This is a genomic window from Streptomyces sp. NPDC090022 (assembly GCF_044748145.1).
GTDB lineage: Bacteria > Actinomycetota > Actinomycetes > Streptomycetales > Streptomycetaceae > Streptomyces.
The window spans coordinates 86,466-101,408 of the sequence record NZ_JBIVFN010000008.1 but is presented as its reverse complement, the minus strand read 5'-3'; the positions used below and the strand labels follow the sequence as shown (position 1 = coordinate 101,408).

At 73.7% G+C, this 14,943-nt stretch carries 17 protein-coding genes; 9 read left to right on the top strand and 8 right to left on the bottom strand.

The genetic code is table 11. The features are described from left to right. Positions 1-67 precede the first annotated feature (67 nt). Complete coding sequence (locus ACIPXB_RS17630; RefSeq protein WP_401450451.1) at positions 68-664, top strand: histidine phosphatase family protein; 597 nt, start codon at positions 68-70, stop codon at positions 662-664. 61 nt (positions 665-725) lie between these two features. On the opposite strand, the gene ACIPXB_RS17625 is transcribed toward ACIPXB_RS17630, so the two are convergent. Further along, a complete protein-coding gene (locus ACIPXB_RS17625; protein WP_401450450.1) occupies positions 726-2,036 on the bottom strand; it encodes a tetratricopeptide repeat protein in 1,311 nt (436 codons plus the stop codon). Positions 2,037-2,274: 238 nt separating this feature from the next. Between ACIPXB_RS17625 and ACIPXB_RS17620 the strand changes: the two genes are divergently transcribed. Both ACIPXB_RS17620 and ACIPXB_RS17615 read left to right on the top strand, forming a co-directional pair. Continuing rightward, positions 2,275-2,673: a hypothetical protein gene (locus ACIPXB_RS17620; RefSeq protein ID WP_401450448.1), complete on the top strand. Its 399-nt coding sequence runs from the start codon at positions 2,275-2,277 to the stop codon at positions 2,671-2,673. Between the two features lie 96 nt (positions 2,674-2,769). After that, the gene (locus ACIPXB_RS17615; RefSeq protein WP_401450445.1) at positions 2,770-3,636 is read left to right on the top strand and encodes a spermidine synthase; all 867 of its coding nucleotides are present in this window, start codon (positions 2,770-2,772) and stop codon (positions 3,634-3,636) included. A 37-nt stretch (positions 3,637-3,673) separates the two neighbouring features. Here ACIPXB_RS17615 and ACIPXB_RS17610 read toward each other — a convergent pair whose 3' ends face one another. Then, positions 3,674-4,225, bottom strand: coding sequence for a hypothetical protein (locus ACIPXB_RS17610; RefSeq protein ID WP_401450442.1), 552 nt, complete (start codon positions 4,223-4,225; stop codon positions 3,674-3,676). Between the two features lie 79 nt (positions 4,226-4,304). Between ACIPXB_RS17610 and ACIPXB_RS17605 the strand changes: the two genes are divergently transcribed. The 4 genes from ACIPXB_RS17605 (at position 4,305) to ACIPXB_RS17590 (ending at position 7,603) form a co-directional block, all read left to right on the top strand. Next, positions 4,305-4,994 carry a response regulator transcription factor gene (locus ACIPXB_RS17605; protein ID WP_401450440.1) on the top strand — a complete coding sequence of 230 codons (690 nt, stop codon included), beginning with the start codon at positions 4,305-4,307 and terminating at the stop codon, positions 4,992-4,994. Between the two features lie 61 nt (positions 4,995-5,055). Beyond that, entirely contained in the window at positions 5,056-6,429 is a 1,374-nt protein-coding gene (locus tag ACIPXB_RS17600; protein WP_401450438.1) for a sensor histidine kinase, read from the top strand. Between the two features lie 90 nt (positions 6,430-6,519). Beyond that, positions 6,520-7,233 (top strand): NADPH-dependent F420 reductase, encoded by a 714-nt coding sequence (locus ACIPXB_RS17595; RefSeq protein ID WP_401450436.1) that lies wholly within the window; start codon positions 6,520-6,522, stop codon positions 7,231-7,233. Between the two features lie 67 nt (positions 7,234-7,300). After that, the gene (locus ACIPXB_RS17590; protein WP_401450434.1) at positions 7,301-7,603 is read left to right on the top strand and encodes a hypothetical protein; all 303 of its coding nucleotides are present in this window, start codon (positions 7,301-7,303) and stop codon (positions 7,601-7,603) included. 49 nt (positions 7,604-7,652) lie between these two features. Here the strand turns inward: ACIPXB_RS17590 and ACIPXB_RS17585 are convergent, their stop codons facing one another. Both ACIPXB_RS17585 and ACIPXB_RS17580 read right to left on the bottom strand, forming a co-directional pair. Further along, the gene (locus tag ACIPXB_RS17585) at positions 7,653-8,165 is read right to left on the bottom strand and encodes a MarR family winged helix-turn-helix transcriptional regulator (protein ID WP_401450432.1); all 513 of its coding nucleotides are present in this window, start codon (positions 8,163-8,165) and stop codon (positions 7,653-7,655) included. Between the two features lie 92 nt (positions 8,166-8,257). After that, complete coding sequence (locus ACIPXB_RS17580) at positions 8,258-8,431, bottom strand: hypothetical protein (protein ID WP_401450827.1); 174 nt, start codon at positions 8,429-8,431, stop codon at positions 8,258-8,260. Between ACIPXB_RS17580 and ACIPXB_RS17575 the strand changes: the two genes are divergently transcribed. Further along, positions 8,394-9,260, top strand: a complete 867-nt coding sequence (locus ACIPXB_RS17575; RefSeq protein ID WP_401450429.1) for an NAD(P)H-binding protein — start codon at positions 8,394-8,396, stop codon at positions 9,258-9,260. The two genes, ACIPXB_RS17580 and ACIPXB_RS17575, sit on opposite strands and share 38 nt — an antisense overlap. Before the next feature lie 16 nt (positions 9,261-9,276). On the opposite strand, the gene ACIPXB_RS17570 is transcribed toward ACIPXB_RS17575, so the two are convergent. From ACIPXB_RS17570 to ACIPXB_RS17555, 4 genes are read right to left on the bottom strand one after another with little or no spacing between them, the layout of a single operon-like run. After that, entirely contained in the window at positions 9,277-10,620 is a 1,344-nt protein-coding gene (locus tag ACIPXB_RS17570; RefSeq protein ID WP_401450427.1) for a GH1 family beta-glucosidase, read from the bottom strand. Beyond that, positions 10,617-11,441, bottom strand: coding sequence for a carbohydrate ABC transporter permease (locus tag ACIPXB_RS17565; RefSeq protein WP_401450423.1), 825 nt, complete (start codon positions 11,439-11,441; stop codon positions 10,617-10,619). Before ACIPXB_RS17565 ends, ACIPXB_RS17570 begins: the two co-directional genes overlap by 4 nt. Beyond that, complete coding sequence (locus ACIPXB_RS17560) at positions 11,438-12,424, bottom strand: carbohydrate ABC transporter permease (protein WP_401450421.1); 987 nt, start codon at positions 12,422-12,424, stop codon at positions 11,438-11,440. Before ACIPXB_RS17560 ends, ACIPXB_RS17565 begins: the two co-directional genes overlap by 4 nt. A 3-nt stretch (positions 12,425-12,427) precedes the next feature. Next, positions 12,428-13,753 (bottom strand): ABC transporter substrate-binding protein, encoded by a 1,326-nt coding sequence (locus ACIPXB_RS17555; RefSeq protein ID WP_401450418.1) that lies wholly within the window; start codon positions 13,751-13,753, stop codon positions 12,428-12,430. 101 nt (positions 13,754-13,854) lie between these two features. On the opposite strand from ACIPXB_RS17555, the gene ACIPXB_RS17550 reads away from it, so the two are divergent. After that, positions 13,855-14,892, top strand: a complete 1,038-nt coding sequence (locus ACIPXB_RS17550) for a LacI family DNA-binding transcriptional regulator (protein WP_401450416.1) — start codon at positions 13,855-13,857, stop codon at positions 14,890-14,892. Positions 14,893-14,943: the final 51 nt, after the last annotated feature.

Here is a 14,943-nt window from a genome sequence, read left to right as displayed (position 1 = left end):
GATGATGGTCGGACGATACAACCGGCGATAACCGGCCATGACCGGCACGAACCTGGGAGAAACGCACATGGCCCCCCGCATCCTGCTGGCCCGCCACGGGCAGACCGCGTGGTCGCTGTCCGGCAAGCACACGGGCCGCACGGACGTCCCCCTGCTCGAGGAGGGCCGGCGCGGCGCGAAGCTCCTCGGCGAGCGGCTCGCCAAGGACCCGTGGGCGGGGCTGCCGGGCGTCGAGGTGCGCACCAGCCCGCTGCTGCGGGCGAGCGAGAGCTGCGACCTCGCCGGTTTCGGCGCCCGTGCCGATCCCTGGGACACGCTGATGGAGTGGGACTACGGCGACTACGAGGGCATGACCCCGGCCGAGATCCAGGCCGTCCGCCCCGGCTGGCTGATCTGGCGCGACGGCGTCCCCGGCGGCGAGTCGGTCGCCGACGTCGCCGCCCGCGCCGACGAGGTCGTGCGCTGGGCCCGCGCGGCCGAGCATGACGTCCTGGTCTTCGCGCACGGTCACATCCTGCGCACCCTGGCGGCCCGCTGGCTCGGCCTGGACGCCTCCTTCGGCGCGCGCATCCGGCTGGACCCGACCTCCCTGTCCGTCCTGGGCTGGGCGTACGGGGAGCCGGCCCTGGAGCGCTGGAACGACACGGGGCACCTGGACGCGTAACCGCGGCCGCCCCCTCCCGCCCCCTCCCGCCTTCCGTGCCCTTGCGAGAGCGGGGCGGGGCTCAGACCGGGGCGTGCCGGGCCAGGAAGTCGCCGACGCGCGGCGAGCGCTGGTGCGGGACCAGGGTCCGCGCGGTGCCCGCCAGCAGCGACCGCACCCGGGTGGACTGCACCTCGGTGAGCAGGTCCAGCACCCGGCCGCCGGCCCAGGCGGCCTCGTCGGGGGCGCCCGCGCGGGCCAGGTCGTCGGCGAGCTCGGCGGTGTACAGCGCGACATTGCGCGCGAAGTGCGGGTCCTGGAGGTCGGCCGCCCGCCGGGCGTGCCGGGCGGCCCGGCCGTACTCGCCCAGCTCCGCCCAGCACTTGGCCTCCAGCGACTCCAGCTCCGCCTCGCCGAAGAAGGACATCCACTCCGGATCGGCCTCCACCGCGCCCCGCGAGAAGTGCGTGTGCGCCCGGCTCAGCGCGTCCTCGCAGGACGAACGGTCCGCCAGCCCCGCCCAGCCGCCCGCCTCCCGCAGCGAGAGCAGCGACAGCAGCCGCGCCGAACCCAGCCCCCGGGCCGCGCGCTGCCCGGCCTGGGCGGCCCGGACCGCCTCGCGCGGCCGCCCGCAGTCCCGGGCCAGGAAAGCCGTGTTGCAGAAGGCATGCGCCTCCAGGCCCGCGTCCCCGGCGACCCGGGCCGTGGCCAGCGCCTCGGCGTAGTGGGAGCGGGCGTCCTCGAAACGGTTCGAGTCGTGCGCCAGCCAGCCCACCGAGAGGGCGAGTTCGCCGGCGCCCGCGTGCAGCCGGTCCTCCGTCGACTGCCGGGCGGCCCCGGCGTCCAGCAGCGCGTACGCGGCGCGCAGCGGCTCGGCGGCCCTGCGGTAGAGGGCGTCGGCGCCGTGCCGGTCGTCCAGCAGCCGGATCTGGCGGACGGCGTCCTCCACCGCGGCCACCTCCGCCTCCCCGGCCCGCGCGGGAGGGGGGCGGTGGTCACCGAGCAGGCTGAAGGTGAGCGTCGCGGCGGCCACGGTCGCCGAGCCGCCCGCCATGAACGCGCGACGCAGCACGTCGCTCTCCTTGGAGGGGTGGGGGGTGGGGGACGGGGCGGCCGGGACGCGGGCCGAGCGGCCGCGCACCACCTCGCGCGGGGCGAAACCGAGGTCGGTCAGCGTGCGGCCGGGGAACAGGTGCAGGAACACCCGCTCGTAGGCGTAGTTGGGGCAGCGGATCTCGCCGGACTCGACCCGGCCGATGTAGCGGGCGTCGCAGGAAACCGTTTCTCCGATTTCCTTCGCCGCCCTGCGCACCAGGGCGGCGAACTCGGCGGGCGAACGCTGCCCGCGCAGCCGGCGGAACGTGGCGTTCGGTGCGTGGGGGGACGCCGCCATGGACCTGGCCTCTCTGGCGAGGAAGAGTGCCGGTGACGGGTGGGGTCCGGCGCGCATGAACGTACCGCCGACACCGGTGGCGCCACACGGTGTTTGGCTACAAAAGGGATATCTCACCCGCGATCCGCCATGAAGTGCCATCCTTTGCGGCGTTCTCGCGCCGCCACCGTTGACGTTCCGGTGCGTTGAACCATGCGGACTCGAGCATCGAGGAGGGGTTCCCTTGTTGGAGGGTGGCATGGAGAGCAGTGGAACGAGCACCGCGCCCGAGCCTGGCGCGACCCCGGCCCCGGATCTGGTGACCGTGCCCACCCGGCAGGGACTGGAGGCGGTGGACATCATCCTGCGCGCCTCACCGACCCCGGCCGCCGGCGTCGGTCCGGTGCTCCACGACGGATCCGGCGACACCCTCGGCTTCCTGGTCCCGCCCGGCACCGCCGACGCCTGGGACATGCCGGGCAGCGCGTGTACGCAGACCAACGGGCGCGGGATGCGCTTCGGCGACGCGCCCGCCGCGGGCCCCACCGCCTGGCTGCTGCCGCCGGAGGTCACCGGCGGTCTGACCGACCCCGAGGTGCTGCGCGCGGCCCTCGGCGAGGCGGCCCGCCTGATCGAGGCGGCGGACGGCTGCCACTGAGACCTCGCACCGGCGCCGGGCGTCCCGGTCCCCGCCGCTGGCCGGCCGCTGGCTCGCCGCCGCGAGGGCCCGGCTCTGACCAGCGATAATGGGGGCGTGGCAAAGGGCAGGAGAAGTGGACGGACGGCGGCCGCCGAGACGGTCGTGGGACAGGTCGACGGCGGTACGGCCGAGCTGGCCCCCGACCGGGAGCGCCCCCGGGCGTTCACCCTGCTGATCGACGGCGCCCCGCAGTCCCACGTGGACCTCGACGATCCGGCGCACCTGGACTTCGCCTACCAGCGCCGGATCGGGCACCTCGTCGACCTCGCCGCCCCGGCCCGGCAGCCGCTGAACGTGGTGCACCTGGGCGGCGGTGCCTTCACCCTGGCCCGCTACACCGCGGCCACCCGGCCCCGGTCCGCCCAGCAGGTCGTGGAGATCGACGCGGGCCTGGTGGCCTTCGTACGGGAGCACCTCCCGCTGGATCCGCAGGCACGGGTACGGGTCCGCGCCGTCGACGCCCGGGCCGGACTCGCCAAGGTGCCGGACGGCTGGGCGGACCTGGTGATCGCGGACGTGTTCAGCGGGGCGCGCACCCCGGCGCACCTGACCAGCACCGAGTTCCTGGACGACGTACGGCGGGCGATGGCGCCCACCGGGTGGTACGTCGCGAACCTCGCCGACGGCCCGCCGCTGGCCCATCTGCGCGGGCAGATCGCGACGGCGGCGGTCCGCTTCGAGCGGCTGGCGCTGGCGGCGGACCCGGTGGTCCTCAGGGGGAAACGTTTCGGTAATGCCGTGCTGGTGGCGTCCGACCGTGAGCTCCCGGTGGCCGAGTTCACCCGCCGGGTGGCCGGCGACCCGCACCCCGGCCGGGTGCTGCACGGCCGCGACCTGGCGGACTTCACGGGCGGCGCGGCCCCGGTGGCCGACGCCTCGGCGGTGGCCTCGCCGGCGCCGCCGCCGTCGGTGTTCCGGTAGTCCAGGTCCTGACCGGTGCGCTCTGTCCTTCAGCCCTTCAGCGCTCGTCGAACTCCACCAGCGGCGGGTGGTCGTGCCAGGTGCAGAAGACGGAGGACTCGCGGCCGTCACGGGTGAAGGTGACCCGGATCATGAACGGCTGCTTCCACACCTGCATCCGCCATCCGGCCGCGGGCGTCGCCGAGACCAGCTCCGCCGAGGTGGCGCCGAGGTCGAAGACCACCCGGCCGCCGGGGACCGTGTAACCCTTCACATCGCCCGTGCCCTCCTTCGCCGGCCCGCCGCCGTACGGCTGCCGGCTCGGCGCGGGCTTCGCGGCGGCCGGCGGCCGGGACGCGGCGGACGCGGACGCGGACGGCGGGGCGGAGGGGGCCGGCGCCGAGGGCGCGGCGGTGCCGGGCGAGGCGGACGGAGCCGGGGGCCGCGTGCCCTGGGTGGCCGAGGACAGGGCCTGCGTGGTGAGCGGAACGGCGAGCGGCCGGTCGTACGCCGTACCGGACATGACCGTGTGCACGCCCCACCACGACAGCGTCACCGCCGCCCCGGTGGCCAGTGTCCAGGCGAAAGCGTGTACCAGTCCTCGTCGCATCAGGGCACATACTGCACCACGCGTCGCAGAGGTGGACCGCCACCCCGCGCGGTCCCCCGAATGGCGTACGGTGCCGCCCATGGCAAGTGTGCTCGTGGTCGAGGACGACCAGTTCGTGCGTTCCGCCCTCATCCGGCACCTCACCGATGCCTCCCACACCGTGCGGAGCGTCGGTACGGCCCTGGAGGCCCTGCGCGAAGTCGCCCACCACCGCTTCGACGTGGTCATCCTGGACCTCGGGCTGCCCGACCTGGACGGGTCGGAGGCGCTGAAGATGCTGCGCGGCATCACCGACGTCCCGGTGATCATCGCGACCGCGCGGGACGACGAGACGGAGATCGTCCGGCTGCTCAACGCCGGCGCCGACGACTACCTGACCAAGCCCTTCTCCGTGGAACACCTCTCCGCCCGGATGGCCGCCGTGCTGCGCCGCGCCCGGGCCGCCGCCGGGGCGGAACCGCCCTCGCGCGTGCTGCGGGTCGGCGGGCTGGCCATCGACCCGCTGCGCCGTCTCGCGGAGCTGGACGGGGCCGTACTGGACCTGACCCGGCGCGAGTTCGACCTGCTGGCCTTCCTGGCCGGCCGGCCCGGGGTGGTCGTGGCACGGCGCGAGCTGCTGGCGGAGGTCTGGCAGCAGTCGTACGGGGACGACCAGACCATCGACGTCCATCTGTCGTGGCTGCGGCGCAAATTGGGCGAGACGGCTGCGAACCCCCGCTATCTGCACACCCTGCGGGGTGTCGGGGTCAAGCTGGAGCCACCCGCGTGAGCGGGGCGGGTGCGGCGGGCGTCATGGAGAGGGCCCGTGCGGCGGGCGGGGGGCGCGCGCGATGAGATGGGCCCTGGTCAAGGTGTGCCTCGCGGTCACCGCCATGGTGGTCGTCGCGTTCGCCGTACCGCTGGGGATGGTCGTCCAGGAGATGGCCAGCGACCGGGCGTTCTCCAACGCCGAGCGGCAGGCCGCCACCATCGGGCCCACCCTGTCGATCACCACCGACCCGCAGCAGCTGCGCAAGGCCGTGGAGTCCACCCAGATGGGCGCTGCCGAGCGGATGGCCGTGCACGTGCCGGGGGTCGGCGGGGCGGCCGAGGTGACCATCGGCAGGGCCCGGGCGGCCGCCGGTGACGTGGCCCGCACCCGCGAGTACGGGCGGGCCACCACCGCCTCGGTGCCGGGCGGCGGCTCGGCGCTCCTCCAGCCCACCGCCATCGGCACCGGCGACATCGCGGTCGTGGAGATCTTCGTACCGGAGAGCGAGGTCAGCAACGGGGTCACCACCGCCTGGCTGGTCCTCGCGGGCGTCGGGCTCGCCCTGATCGTGGGTTCGGTGGCGGTCGCCGACCGGCTCGGCGCCCGTCTGGTGCGGCCCGCCGAGCGGCTCGCGGACGCCGCGCACCAGCTGGGCGAGGGCAGGCTCGGCGCGCGCGTGCCCGAGGCCGGGCCCAAGGAACTGCGGTCGGCCGCCGTGGCGTTCAACTCGATGGCGGACCAGGTCGTCGAACTCCTCGCCAACGAGCGGGAGCTGGCCGCCGACCTCTCGCACCGGCTGCGGACGCCGCTGACGGTGCTGCGGCTCAACGCGGCCTCCCTCGGGGACGGACCGGCCGCCGACCAGACCCGGGCCGCCGTCGAGCAGCTGGAGCGCGAGGTCGACACGATCATCCGGACCGCGCGCGAGCAGCGGCCGGCGACGCAGGGGGCCGGCGCGGGCTGCGACGCCTCCGAGGTGATCCGCGACCGGATGGACTTCTGGTCCGCGCTCGCCGAGGACGAGGGCCGCGAGGTGCGCCTCGCGGGCGTCGACCGGACGGTACGGATCCCGGTGGCCCGCCCGGAGCTCGCGGCCGCCCTGGACGCCATGCTCGGCAACGTCTTCCGGCACACCCCCGAGGGCACCCCGTTCGCGGTGGACGTGCACGACGCCGGGGACGCGGTCATCGTGCTGGTCTCCGACGCCGGCCCCGGGATCGCCGACCCGGACGCCGCGCTGCGGCGCGGCAACGACGGGGGCCGGGACGGTTCCACCGGGCTGGGGCTGGACATCGTCCGCCGGGTGGCGGAGTCGACGGGCGGCGACGTACGGATCGGGCGTTCGGTGCTCGGCGGCACCGAGGTGCGGGTGTGGATCGCGCTGGACGGGCGCAGCCGGGGCGGTGCGGGCGGGCCGCAGGCGCGGCGGGGGCGGCGCAAGCGACGGGGGTGAGGGGGCGGGTCCCCGGTACGGCGCGGTACCCGTTTCCACTCCGGCGTGGGCATCCTGGACTCGTCCGTCCCGCTCCAGAAGGAGTCCGCCATGCGTTACGCCGTCCTCGGCACCGGAATCGTCGGCCGGACCGTTGCCGCCAAGCTCGTCTCGCTCGGCCACGAGGTGGTCATCGGCACCCGTGACCCGGCCGCCACCCTCGCGCGTACGGAGCCCGGCGAGACGGGCGTGGGCCCGTACGCCGTCTGGCAGGCCTCCCATCCCGACGTGGCGCTGGCGCCCTTCGCCGGGGCCGCGGCGGCCGCGGAGGTGCTGGTGAACGCCACGGGCGGCCGGGTCAGCCTGGACGCGCTGGCCGCCGCCGACGCCGCCCACCTGGAGGGCAAGGTGCTGCTGGACATCGCCAACCCGCTGGATTTCAGCCACGGGTTTCCGCCCTCGCTGGACCCGGTGAACACCGACAGCCTCGGGGAGCGGATCCAGCGGACCTTCCCGGGCCTGCGGGTGGTGAAGTCCCTGAACACCATGAACTGCGCCGTCATGGTCGACCCGAGCCGGGTCGCGGGCGAGCACCACGTCTTCGTCTCCGGCGAGGACGCGGAGGCCAAGAAGACGGTGCGGGAGCTGCTGTACTCCTTCGGCTGGCCGGAATCGAGCGTGCTGGACCTCGGTGGCATCGAGTCCGCGCGCGGCACGGAGATGCTGCTGCCGGTCTGGCTGCGCCTGATGGGCACCCTCGGGCACACCGACTTCAACTTCCACATCCAGGGCGCGGGCGGCGGCGGGGCCTGGGGCGGCCACTGACGGGTGCGCAACAGTTGCCGCCCCCGGTGGGGCCGCCGAGGGTGGGCGTGACGGAAGGGAGCCACGCATGAGAGTCATGCTCCGGGCCCACATCGACACCACCGCGGGCAACGAGGCCCTCAAGAGCGGGTCGCTGCAGCGGACGATGGAGAAGCTGCTGAAGGCCCTCCAGCCGGAGGCGGCCTACTTCGGCCTGTCGGAGGGCGTCCGCTCCTGCTGGATCGTCTTCGACATGGACGACAGCGCGTCGTTGCCGCCGGTGCTGGAGGGCCTGTTCATGGAGCTGGGCGCCGAGATCGAGGTCGCTCCGGTGATGGACCGCGAAGGTCTGGAGCGGGGCCTGAAGGCGATGGCGGCGACCCCGGGCTGAGCGGCCGCGCGCACCCATCGATTTACCCGCGCACCCGCGCACCCGCTTGTCAGGGGGTGCCGGGGGCCGCGTGGGGGGTGTGGGAGAGGCGTTCGGCCTGCTCGCGGCCGACCGCGGCGGTGCGGTGGAGGTAGTCGGCGATGACGGCCAGTTCGGCGTCGGAGTAGCCGCTCAGGACCTCGCCGAACGCGCGCCCGGGGGTGTCCCAGGCGGTGGAGATGCGGGTGCGGGCGGTGGGGGAGAGGGCCACCAGGGAACGGCGGCGGTCGTGGGGGTCCGCGTGCCGTTCGACGACGCCTGCCTTGACCAGGCGGTCGACGAGGCGGGTGGCGGAACCCGAGGTCAGGCCGGTCAGGCGGGCGACGTCGCCGGTGCTCACGGGGTCGGGTTCGAGGTCGAGCAGGGCCACGCACTGCATATCGGTGGGGTGCAGGCCGACGTGGTCGGCCATCGCCTGGTTGAAGACGGAGTAGTCGGCGTAGTGCTTCTGGCTCTCCGTGATGACGCGCGCGAGCAGCTCCGCGCGGCTCCATTCACCCGAACGGGGGGAATCGGTTGACATCGGCTTCTCCGTGCTCCAAATTTATCTGTGTGACGCAGGGAATGCGTCGCACAGAATCTGCGTCACGGAGATTGTAGCCGTGTCGCGTCCGATCACAAGGAGCCTTCCATGTCCGCGGCCTCCCTCCCGGCATCGTTCCCGTCCGCATCCGCATCCGCATCCGCATCCGCGTCCGCGTCCGCGTCGCCGTCTCCGTCCCGGTCTCTGTCCGCGTCAGCCACGTCGTCGGTGTCGTCTTCGTCGTACGGGCCGTCCGTCCTGGTCACCGGTGGCCGCGGCGCCGTGGCCCGCGCCGTTGCCGCCCGCCTGGCCGAGCGCGCGATCCCGTTCCGCCTCGGCTCCCGCGAGCCCGGGCCTCCCGGCGCGTCGGGTGCGTCCGGCGCCCCGGGCGCCGTGCATCTGGACCTGACCGATCCCGCCACCTTCCCGGCGGCCCTGGAGGGCATCCGCACCGTCTTCCTCTACGCCGAGGCGGCGGCGATCGACGCCTTCGTCAAGGAGGCCACCGCCGCCGGCGTCGAGCATGTCGTGCTGCTGTCCTCCTCCAGCGTCCTCGGCGCCGACGCCACCGAGAACGCCCTGGCCGCCTCCCACCTCGCGGTCGAGCAGGCCCTGCTCGCCTCGCCGCTGCGCACCACCCTGCTGCGCCCCGGCGCCTTCGCGAGCAACGCCCTCGGCTGGGCCTGGGCCATGAAGTCCGGGACGCCCATCCGGCTGCCCTACCCCGGTGCGTACGCCGACCCGGTCCACGAGGCCGACATCGCCGACGCGGCCGTCGCCGTCCTCTCCGACCCCGCCCTGGCCGGCGGGGCGTACACGCTCACCGGCCCGCAGTCCCTCACCTTCGCCGCGCAGCTCGCGGTCCTCTCCGGCGTCCTCGGTCGGTCCGTCCCCTTCGAGACCATCACCCCCGAGCAGTGGAAGGCCGACGTGGAGGGCTTCGTACCCGGCTCCTATGCCGATGCCCTGCTCGCCCACTGGGCCGCCCAGGACGGGATCGCGATGTCGGTCACCGACGAGGTCGAGCGTCTGACCGGCCACCCCGCCCGCACCTTCGAGACCTGGGCCGAGGACCACGCGGAGGCCTTCTCCTGACCCGCGCCCCCGCTGCTCACAGCCGGCCCGTGCGGGCCAGCCGGGCGTACCAGTGGGCGCTGGACCGGGGCGTGCGGATCTGGGTGGCGTAGTCGACGTGGACGATGCCGAAGCGCTTGCTGTAGCCGTAGGACCACTCGAAGTTGTCCAGCAGGGACCACAGGAAGTAGCCCTCGACCGGGGCGCCGTCCGACAGGGCCCGGTGGACGGCGGTCAGGTGGGCCTCCAGATAGGCGATCCGCAGCGGGTCGTGGAGGTCGGCGGGGTAGGCCGCGCCGTTCTCCGTGACCATCAGCGGCAGGCCGGGGGCCTCCTTGGAGAAGCGCATCAGCAGGTCGTACAGGCCCGTCGGATCGATGGACCAGTCCATGTCGGTCCGTTCGCCCGGGGGTTGGTGGAAGGCCACCGTCTCCGCCGCGGGCCAGGGGGAGTGGACGGTCGTGGCGTGGCCGTCCCTGCGGGGGCCGTCGCCGGCGGTGGCCGCCGAGACCACGGCGGGGCTGTAGTAGTTCACCCCCAGGAAGTCCAGGGGTTGCTGGATCAGGCTCTCGTCACCCTCGTGGACGAACGACCAGTCCGTCACGGTGGCCGTGTCGGTCAGCAGGTCGTCGGGATAGGCGCCGTGCAGGAGCGGTCCGGTGAAGACGCGGTTGGCCAGCGCGTCGATGCGGCGCCGGGCGTCCCGGTCGGCGGGGGAGGCCGTCAGCGGGCGGACCGCGCTCGGGTTGAGCGCGATGCCGACGTGGGCGGCGGAGGGCAGCGCCCGCGCCGCCAGGCCGTGGGCGAGGTTGAGGTGGTGCGCCGCGCGCAGCGCGTCCGCCGGGCTGGTCCGGCCCGGGGCGTGCACGCCCGAGGCGTAGCCGAGGAAGGCGCTGCACCAGGGCTCGTTGAGGGTGCACCACAACCGGACCCGGTCGGCGAGCACCGCGCCGACGTCATGTGCGTACTGGGCGAAGGCGTACGCCGTCTCCCGTTCCGCCCAGCCGCCCGCGTCCTCCAGGTACTGCGGCAGGTCCCAGTGGTACAGCGTCAGACAGGGCTCGATGCCGAACGCCAGGAGTTCGTCCACCAGGGCGTCGTAGAAGCCGATGCCGCCCGCCAGTACCCGTGGCCAGGAGACCGAGAAGCGATAGGAGTTCAGATGGAGCTCCGCCATCAGGCGTACGTCCTGCCGCCACAGCCGGTGGTGGTCCACGGCGACGTCGCCCGTGTCACCGGCGTGCACCTTGCCCGGGGTGCGGCAGAAGGTGTCCCAGATCGACGGCCCGCGGCTGTCCGCGCCGCCCTCGATCTGGAAGGCCGCCGTGGCCGCGCCCCAGAGGAACTTCTCCGGGAAGGTCAGCGTCGTGGGTGTGCTCATCCCTTGATTGCTCCCTGCATGATGCCGCCCACGATCTGGCGGCCGAAGACGACGAAGACGAGGAGGAGCGGGAGCGTGCCCAGCAGCGCGCCCGCCATGATCACCGACTGGTCCGGGATATAGCCGCGGCCCAGGCCCGTCAGGGCCACCTGGACCGTGGGGCTGCCGTTCTGGGTGAGCGCCACGATCGGCCAGAAGAAGTCGTTCCAGGCCATGACGAACGTCAGCATGCCCAGGACCGCCATCGCCGGGCGGGCCGCCGGGAAGACCACGTGCCACACGATCCGCAGCGAACTCGCGCCGTCCACCCGGGCCGCCTCCACCAGCTCCGCCGGGAGGACCTGGGTGAGGTACTGGCGCATGAAGAACACCCCGAAGGCCGAGACCAGCGAGGGGAGGATCACCGACTGCAGCTGATCGGTCCACGACAGCTTCGCGATCAGCATGTAGAGCGGCACCACGCTCAGCTGCGGCGGGATCAGCATGGTGGCGACCACCAGCATCAGCAGCAGCCGGCGGCCGCGGAACCGCAGCCGGGCGAACGCGAACCCGGCCAGGGTCGAGAAGAGGACCGTGCCCGCGGCGACCGTGCCCGCCACCACCACGGTGTTGAGCAGGGCCGTGCCCATGTTCGCGTCGTTCCAGGCCACGGTGAGGTTGCGGCCCAGGTTCCCGCCGAACCAGAACGGCGGCGGGGTCTGCGCCAGCCGCGTACTGGTCCGCGAGGCCGCGACCGCCGTCCACACCAGCGGGAAGAGGGAGACCGCCGTGAAGAGACCGAGGACGAGATACGTCAGCCGGCTCGCGCGCAGTGAGTTCACCGCTCACCCCGCCCGCGCAGCAGCCGCGCCACCCCGGCGACCAGCAGCAGGATCAGGAACATCGTCCACGCGATCGCCGAGGCCCGCCCCAGGTGCAGGTTCACCCAGCCCTGCTCGTACAGGTACAGGCCCAGCGTCTGGAACTGGTGGTCCGAGCCGCCCGTCGCGCCCGCCCCGCCGTTGAACAGCAGCGGCTCGCCGAACAGCTGCGTCGCCCCGATCGTCGAGACCACGCAGGTGAACAGGATCGTCGGCCGCAGGCACGGCACGGTCACGTGGAAGAACTGCTGCCACCGGGAGGCCCCGTCGAGCGCCGCCGACTCGTACAGCTCACCCGGCACCGCCTGCATCGCCGCCAGGTAGATCAGCGCGTTGTAGCCCGTCCACCGCCAGATCACGATCGTCGAGACCGCCAACTGCGAGGCGAAGGTGCCGTTCTGCCAGTCCACCGGCCCGAACCCGGCCAGGTCCAGCGCCCAGTTCACCATCCCGTGGTCCCGGCCGAAGAGCAGCACGAAGACCAAGGTGGCCGCCGCCACCGAGGTCGCGTACGGGGTGAGGACGGCGACCTTGAAGAACGTCGAGCCGCGCAGCCGGTAGTTCAGCAGATGGGCCAGCCCCAGCGCGACCGCCAGCTGCGGCACCGTCGACAGCAGCCCGATCGTCACCGTGTTGCGCAGCGCGTTCCAGAAGAACGTGTCGTCCAGCAGCCGGCTGAAGTTGCGCAGGCCCACCCAGCGCATCGCGTCCGGATCGGTCAGCTCCACCTGGTGCAGCGCCGCCCAGCCCGTGTACAGCAGGGGGAAGAGCCCGAAGGCGGCGAAGAACAGGAAGAACGGCGCCACGAACGCGTACGGGCTCAGGCGCAGGTCCCAGCGGTAGCGCCGGGACCGCCAGGCCGGGCCCGCCCGGCCCGCCCGGTCCTCCCGCGGTGCGCGGGAGGACGTGGGCAGGACCGCGGTCCCCGTCGTCTCGTCGGCCATCGGCTACTGGTCCAGCGCGTTGTCGATCGCCTTGACCGCCGCCTGCCAGCCTTCCTCCGGGGACCGCCCCTTCTGGTCGACCTGGAGCATCCCGATGTCGGCCAGGTTCTGGGCGATCACCAGGTCCTTGGGGCCGACCACCGTCACCGGCACCCCCTGCGCCGCCTGCGCGAAGATCTCCCCGATCGGCGCGCCCCCGAAGTAGGCGTGCCTGGCCCCCGAGACCGTCGGCAGGGCGTAGGCCGCGCTCGCGCTCGGGAAGCTGCCCCGCTTCTCGAACAGCCGGGCCTGCTGCGCGGGCGCCGTCAGCCACGCCGCCAGCTTCGCCGCCTCCGCCGCGTTCTTCCCGGCCTTGGGCACCACCAGGAACGAGCCGCCCCAGTTGCTGGGCCGGGGGGCCTGTGCCACGTCCCACTTGTCCTGGCCCGCCGGGCCCGCCTTGTCCTGGATGTAGCCGAGCATCCAGGCCGGACAGGACACGGTGGCGAACGTCCCGTTGGCGAACGCCTGGTCCCAGGCCGGGGTGAACTGCTGGAGCTTCGCGCTCAGGCCCTCCGTCGCGAAGGACGCGGCCAGGTCGAAGGACGCGCGCACCGCCGGGTTGGTCTTGTACACGACCTTGCCCTGCTCGTCGTAGAAGCGCTGCGCGCTGCCGCCGGTCACCGCCGCCATCACGCCCGAGGCCGAGTCGACGAAGGAGGTCCCGGCGGGCGCCTTCGCCTTGTACTGCCGGCCCGCCTCCAGGTACTTGTTCCAGTCGCCCGCCCACAGCGCCCCGACCGCCGCCCGGTCGGTGGGCAGCCCGGCCGCCGCGAACAGGTCCTTGCGGTAGCAGATGCCCTGCGGCCCGATGTCGGTGCCGAGCCCCACCGTGGCGCCGTTCTTCGCCGTCCCCTGCGCCCATTTCCACGGCAGGTACGCCGCCTTGTCCACCCCGGCCACCTTGCCGAGGTCCACCAGCTTCTCGCTCTGCGTCGCGGTGATCTCGGCGATGTTGTTGACCTCGACGGCCTGGATGTCGGCGAGTCCGCTGCCCGTGCCCAGGTGGGTCAGCAGCTGCGGGTAGTAGTTCTCGTTCCGCTCGATCGAGGTCTGCTCGATCAGCACACCCGGGTTCTGCTCCATGTAGGCGTCGTACAGGCCGGCCTCCTTGAGGCCGAAGGCCCCGAAGACCCCGACGGTGAGGGTGACGCGCGCGGCGCCGCTGCCCTTGCCGCCGCCCTTGCCGCTTTCCTCCGGGCCGTCCGCCGGGTCCTGCGCGCAGCCCGCCAGCAGCAGGGCGGCGCCCACGACGGCGGCCAGGGTTCCTCGGGCTCTTCGGGCTCGCATGTGCGTCCTCCTTGAGGAGTGAACGTGCCGTGTGTTGTGTGCCACAGTGTGGGAGCGCTCCCACCGGCGTCAAGGGGTAGATTCACCATCGGGAGGAAGCCATGAACGGGCGTGTGCGCGGCGGGGGACGGCCGACCCTGGAGGAGGTGGCCGTGCGGGCCGGGGTCGGGCGCGGCACCGTGTCCCGCGTGATCAACGGGTCGTCCAAGGTCAGCGAGCACACCCGGGCGGCCGTCGAGGCCGCGGTGGCCGAGCTGGGTTACGTACCCAACCGGGCCGCCCGGGCCCTGGCGGCCAACCGGACCGACGCCGTCGCCCTGGTCATCCCCGAGCCGGAGGACCGGTTCTTCGCCGAGCCGTACTTCTCGGACGTGGTCCGCGGGGTCGGCGCCGCCCTCGCCGAGACCGACGTCCAGCTGGTGCTCACCCTGGCCGGCTCCGACCGCGAGCGGCGCCGGCTGGCGCAGTACCTGTCCGGGCACCGCGTGGACGGCGTCCTGCTGGTCTCGGTGCACGCCGGCGACCCGCTGCCGGAGCTGCTGGCCGAGCTGGGCATCCCGGCCGTGATCAGCGGCCGCCGCTCGGCCGACGAACCGCTGCCGTGCGTGGACTCCGACAACCTGGAGGGCGGCCGGGCCGCCGTACGGCACCTGCTGGCCCGCGGCCGGCGCACGATCGCGACGATCACCGGCCCGCTCGACGTGTACGCCTCCCAGTGCCGCCTGGAGGGCTACCGGCAGGCCCTGGCCGAGGCCGGCCACCGCGCGGACGAGGCGCTGATCGCGTACGGCGACTTCACCGAGGAGGGCGGCCGCCGGGCCATGCGCGAGCTGCTGGCCCGCGGCCCCGCCCCGGACGCCGTCTTCGCCGCCTCCGACGTCATGGCCGCCGGGGCCCGGCACGAGCTGCGCGCGGCGGGACACCGCACCCCCGAGGACGTGGCCCTGGTCGGCTTCGACGACTCGGTGGTGGCCCGGCACATGGACCCGCCGCTGACGAGCGTGCGCCAGCCGATCGAGGAGATGGGCCGGACGATGGCGCGGGTGCTGCTGGAGCGGATCGCGCGGGACGGCGGCGCCGCGGAACCGGCCCCGTCCGTGGTGCTGCCGACCGAGCTGGTGGTCCGGCAGTCGTCGTAGGCCGGGTCCTTCGGACCGGACCGGGCCGGGGTCCCGCAGAACGCGGAAGGT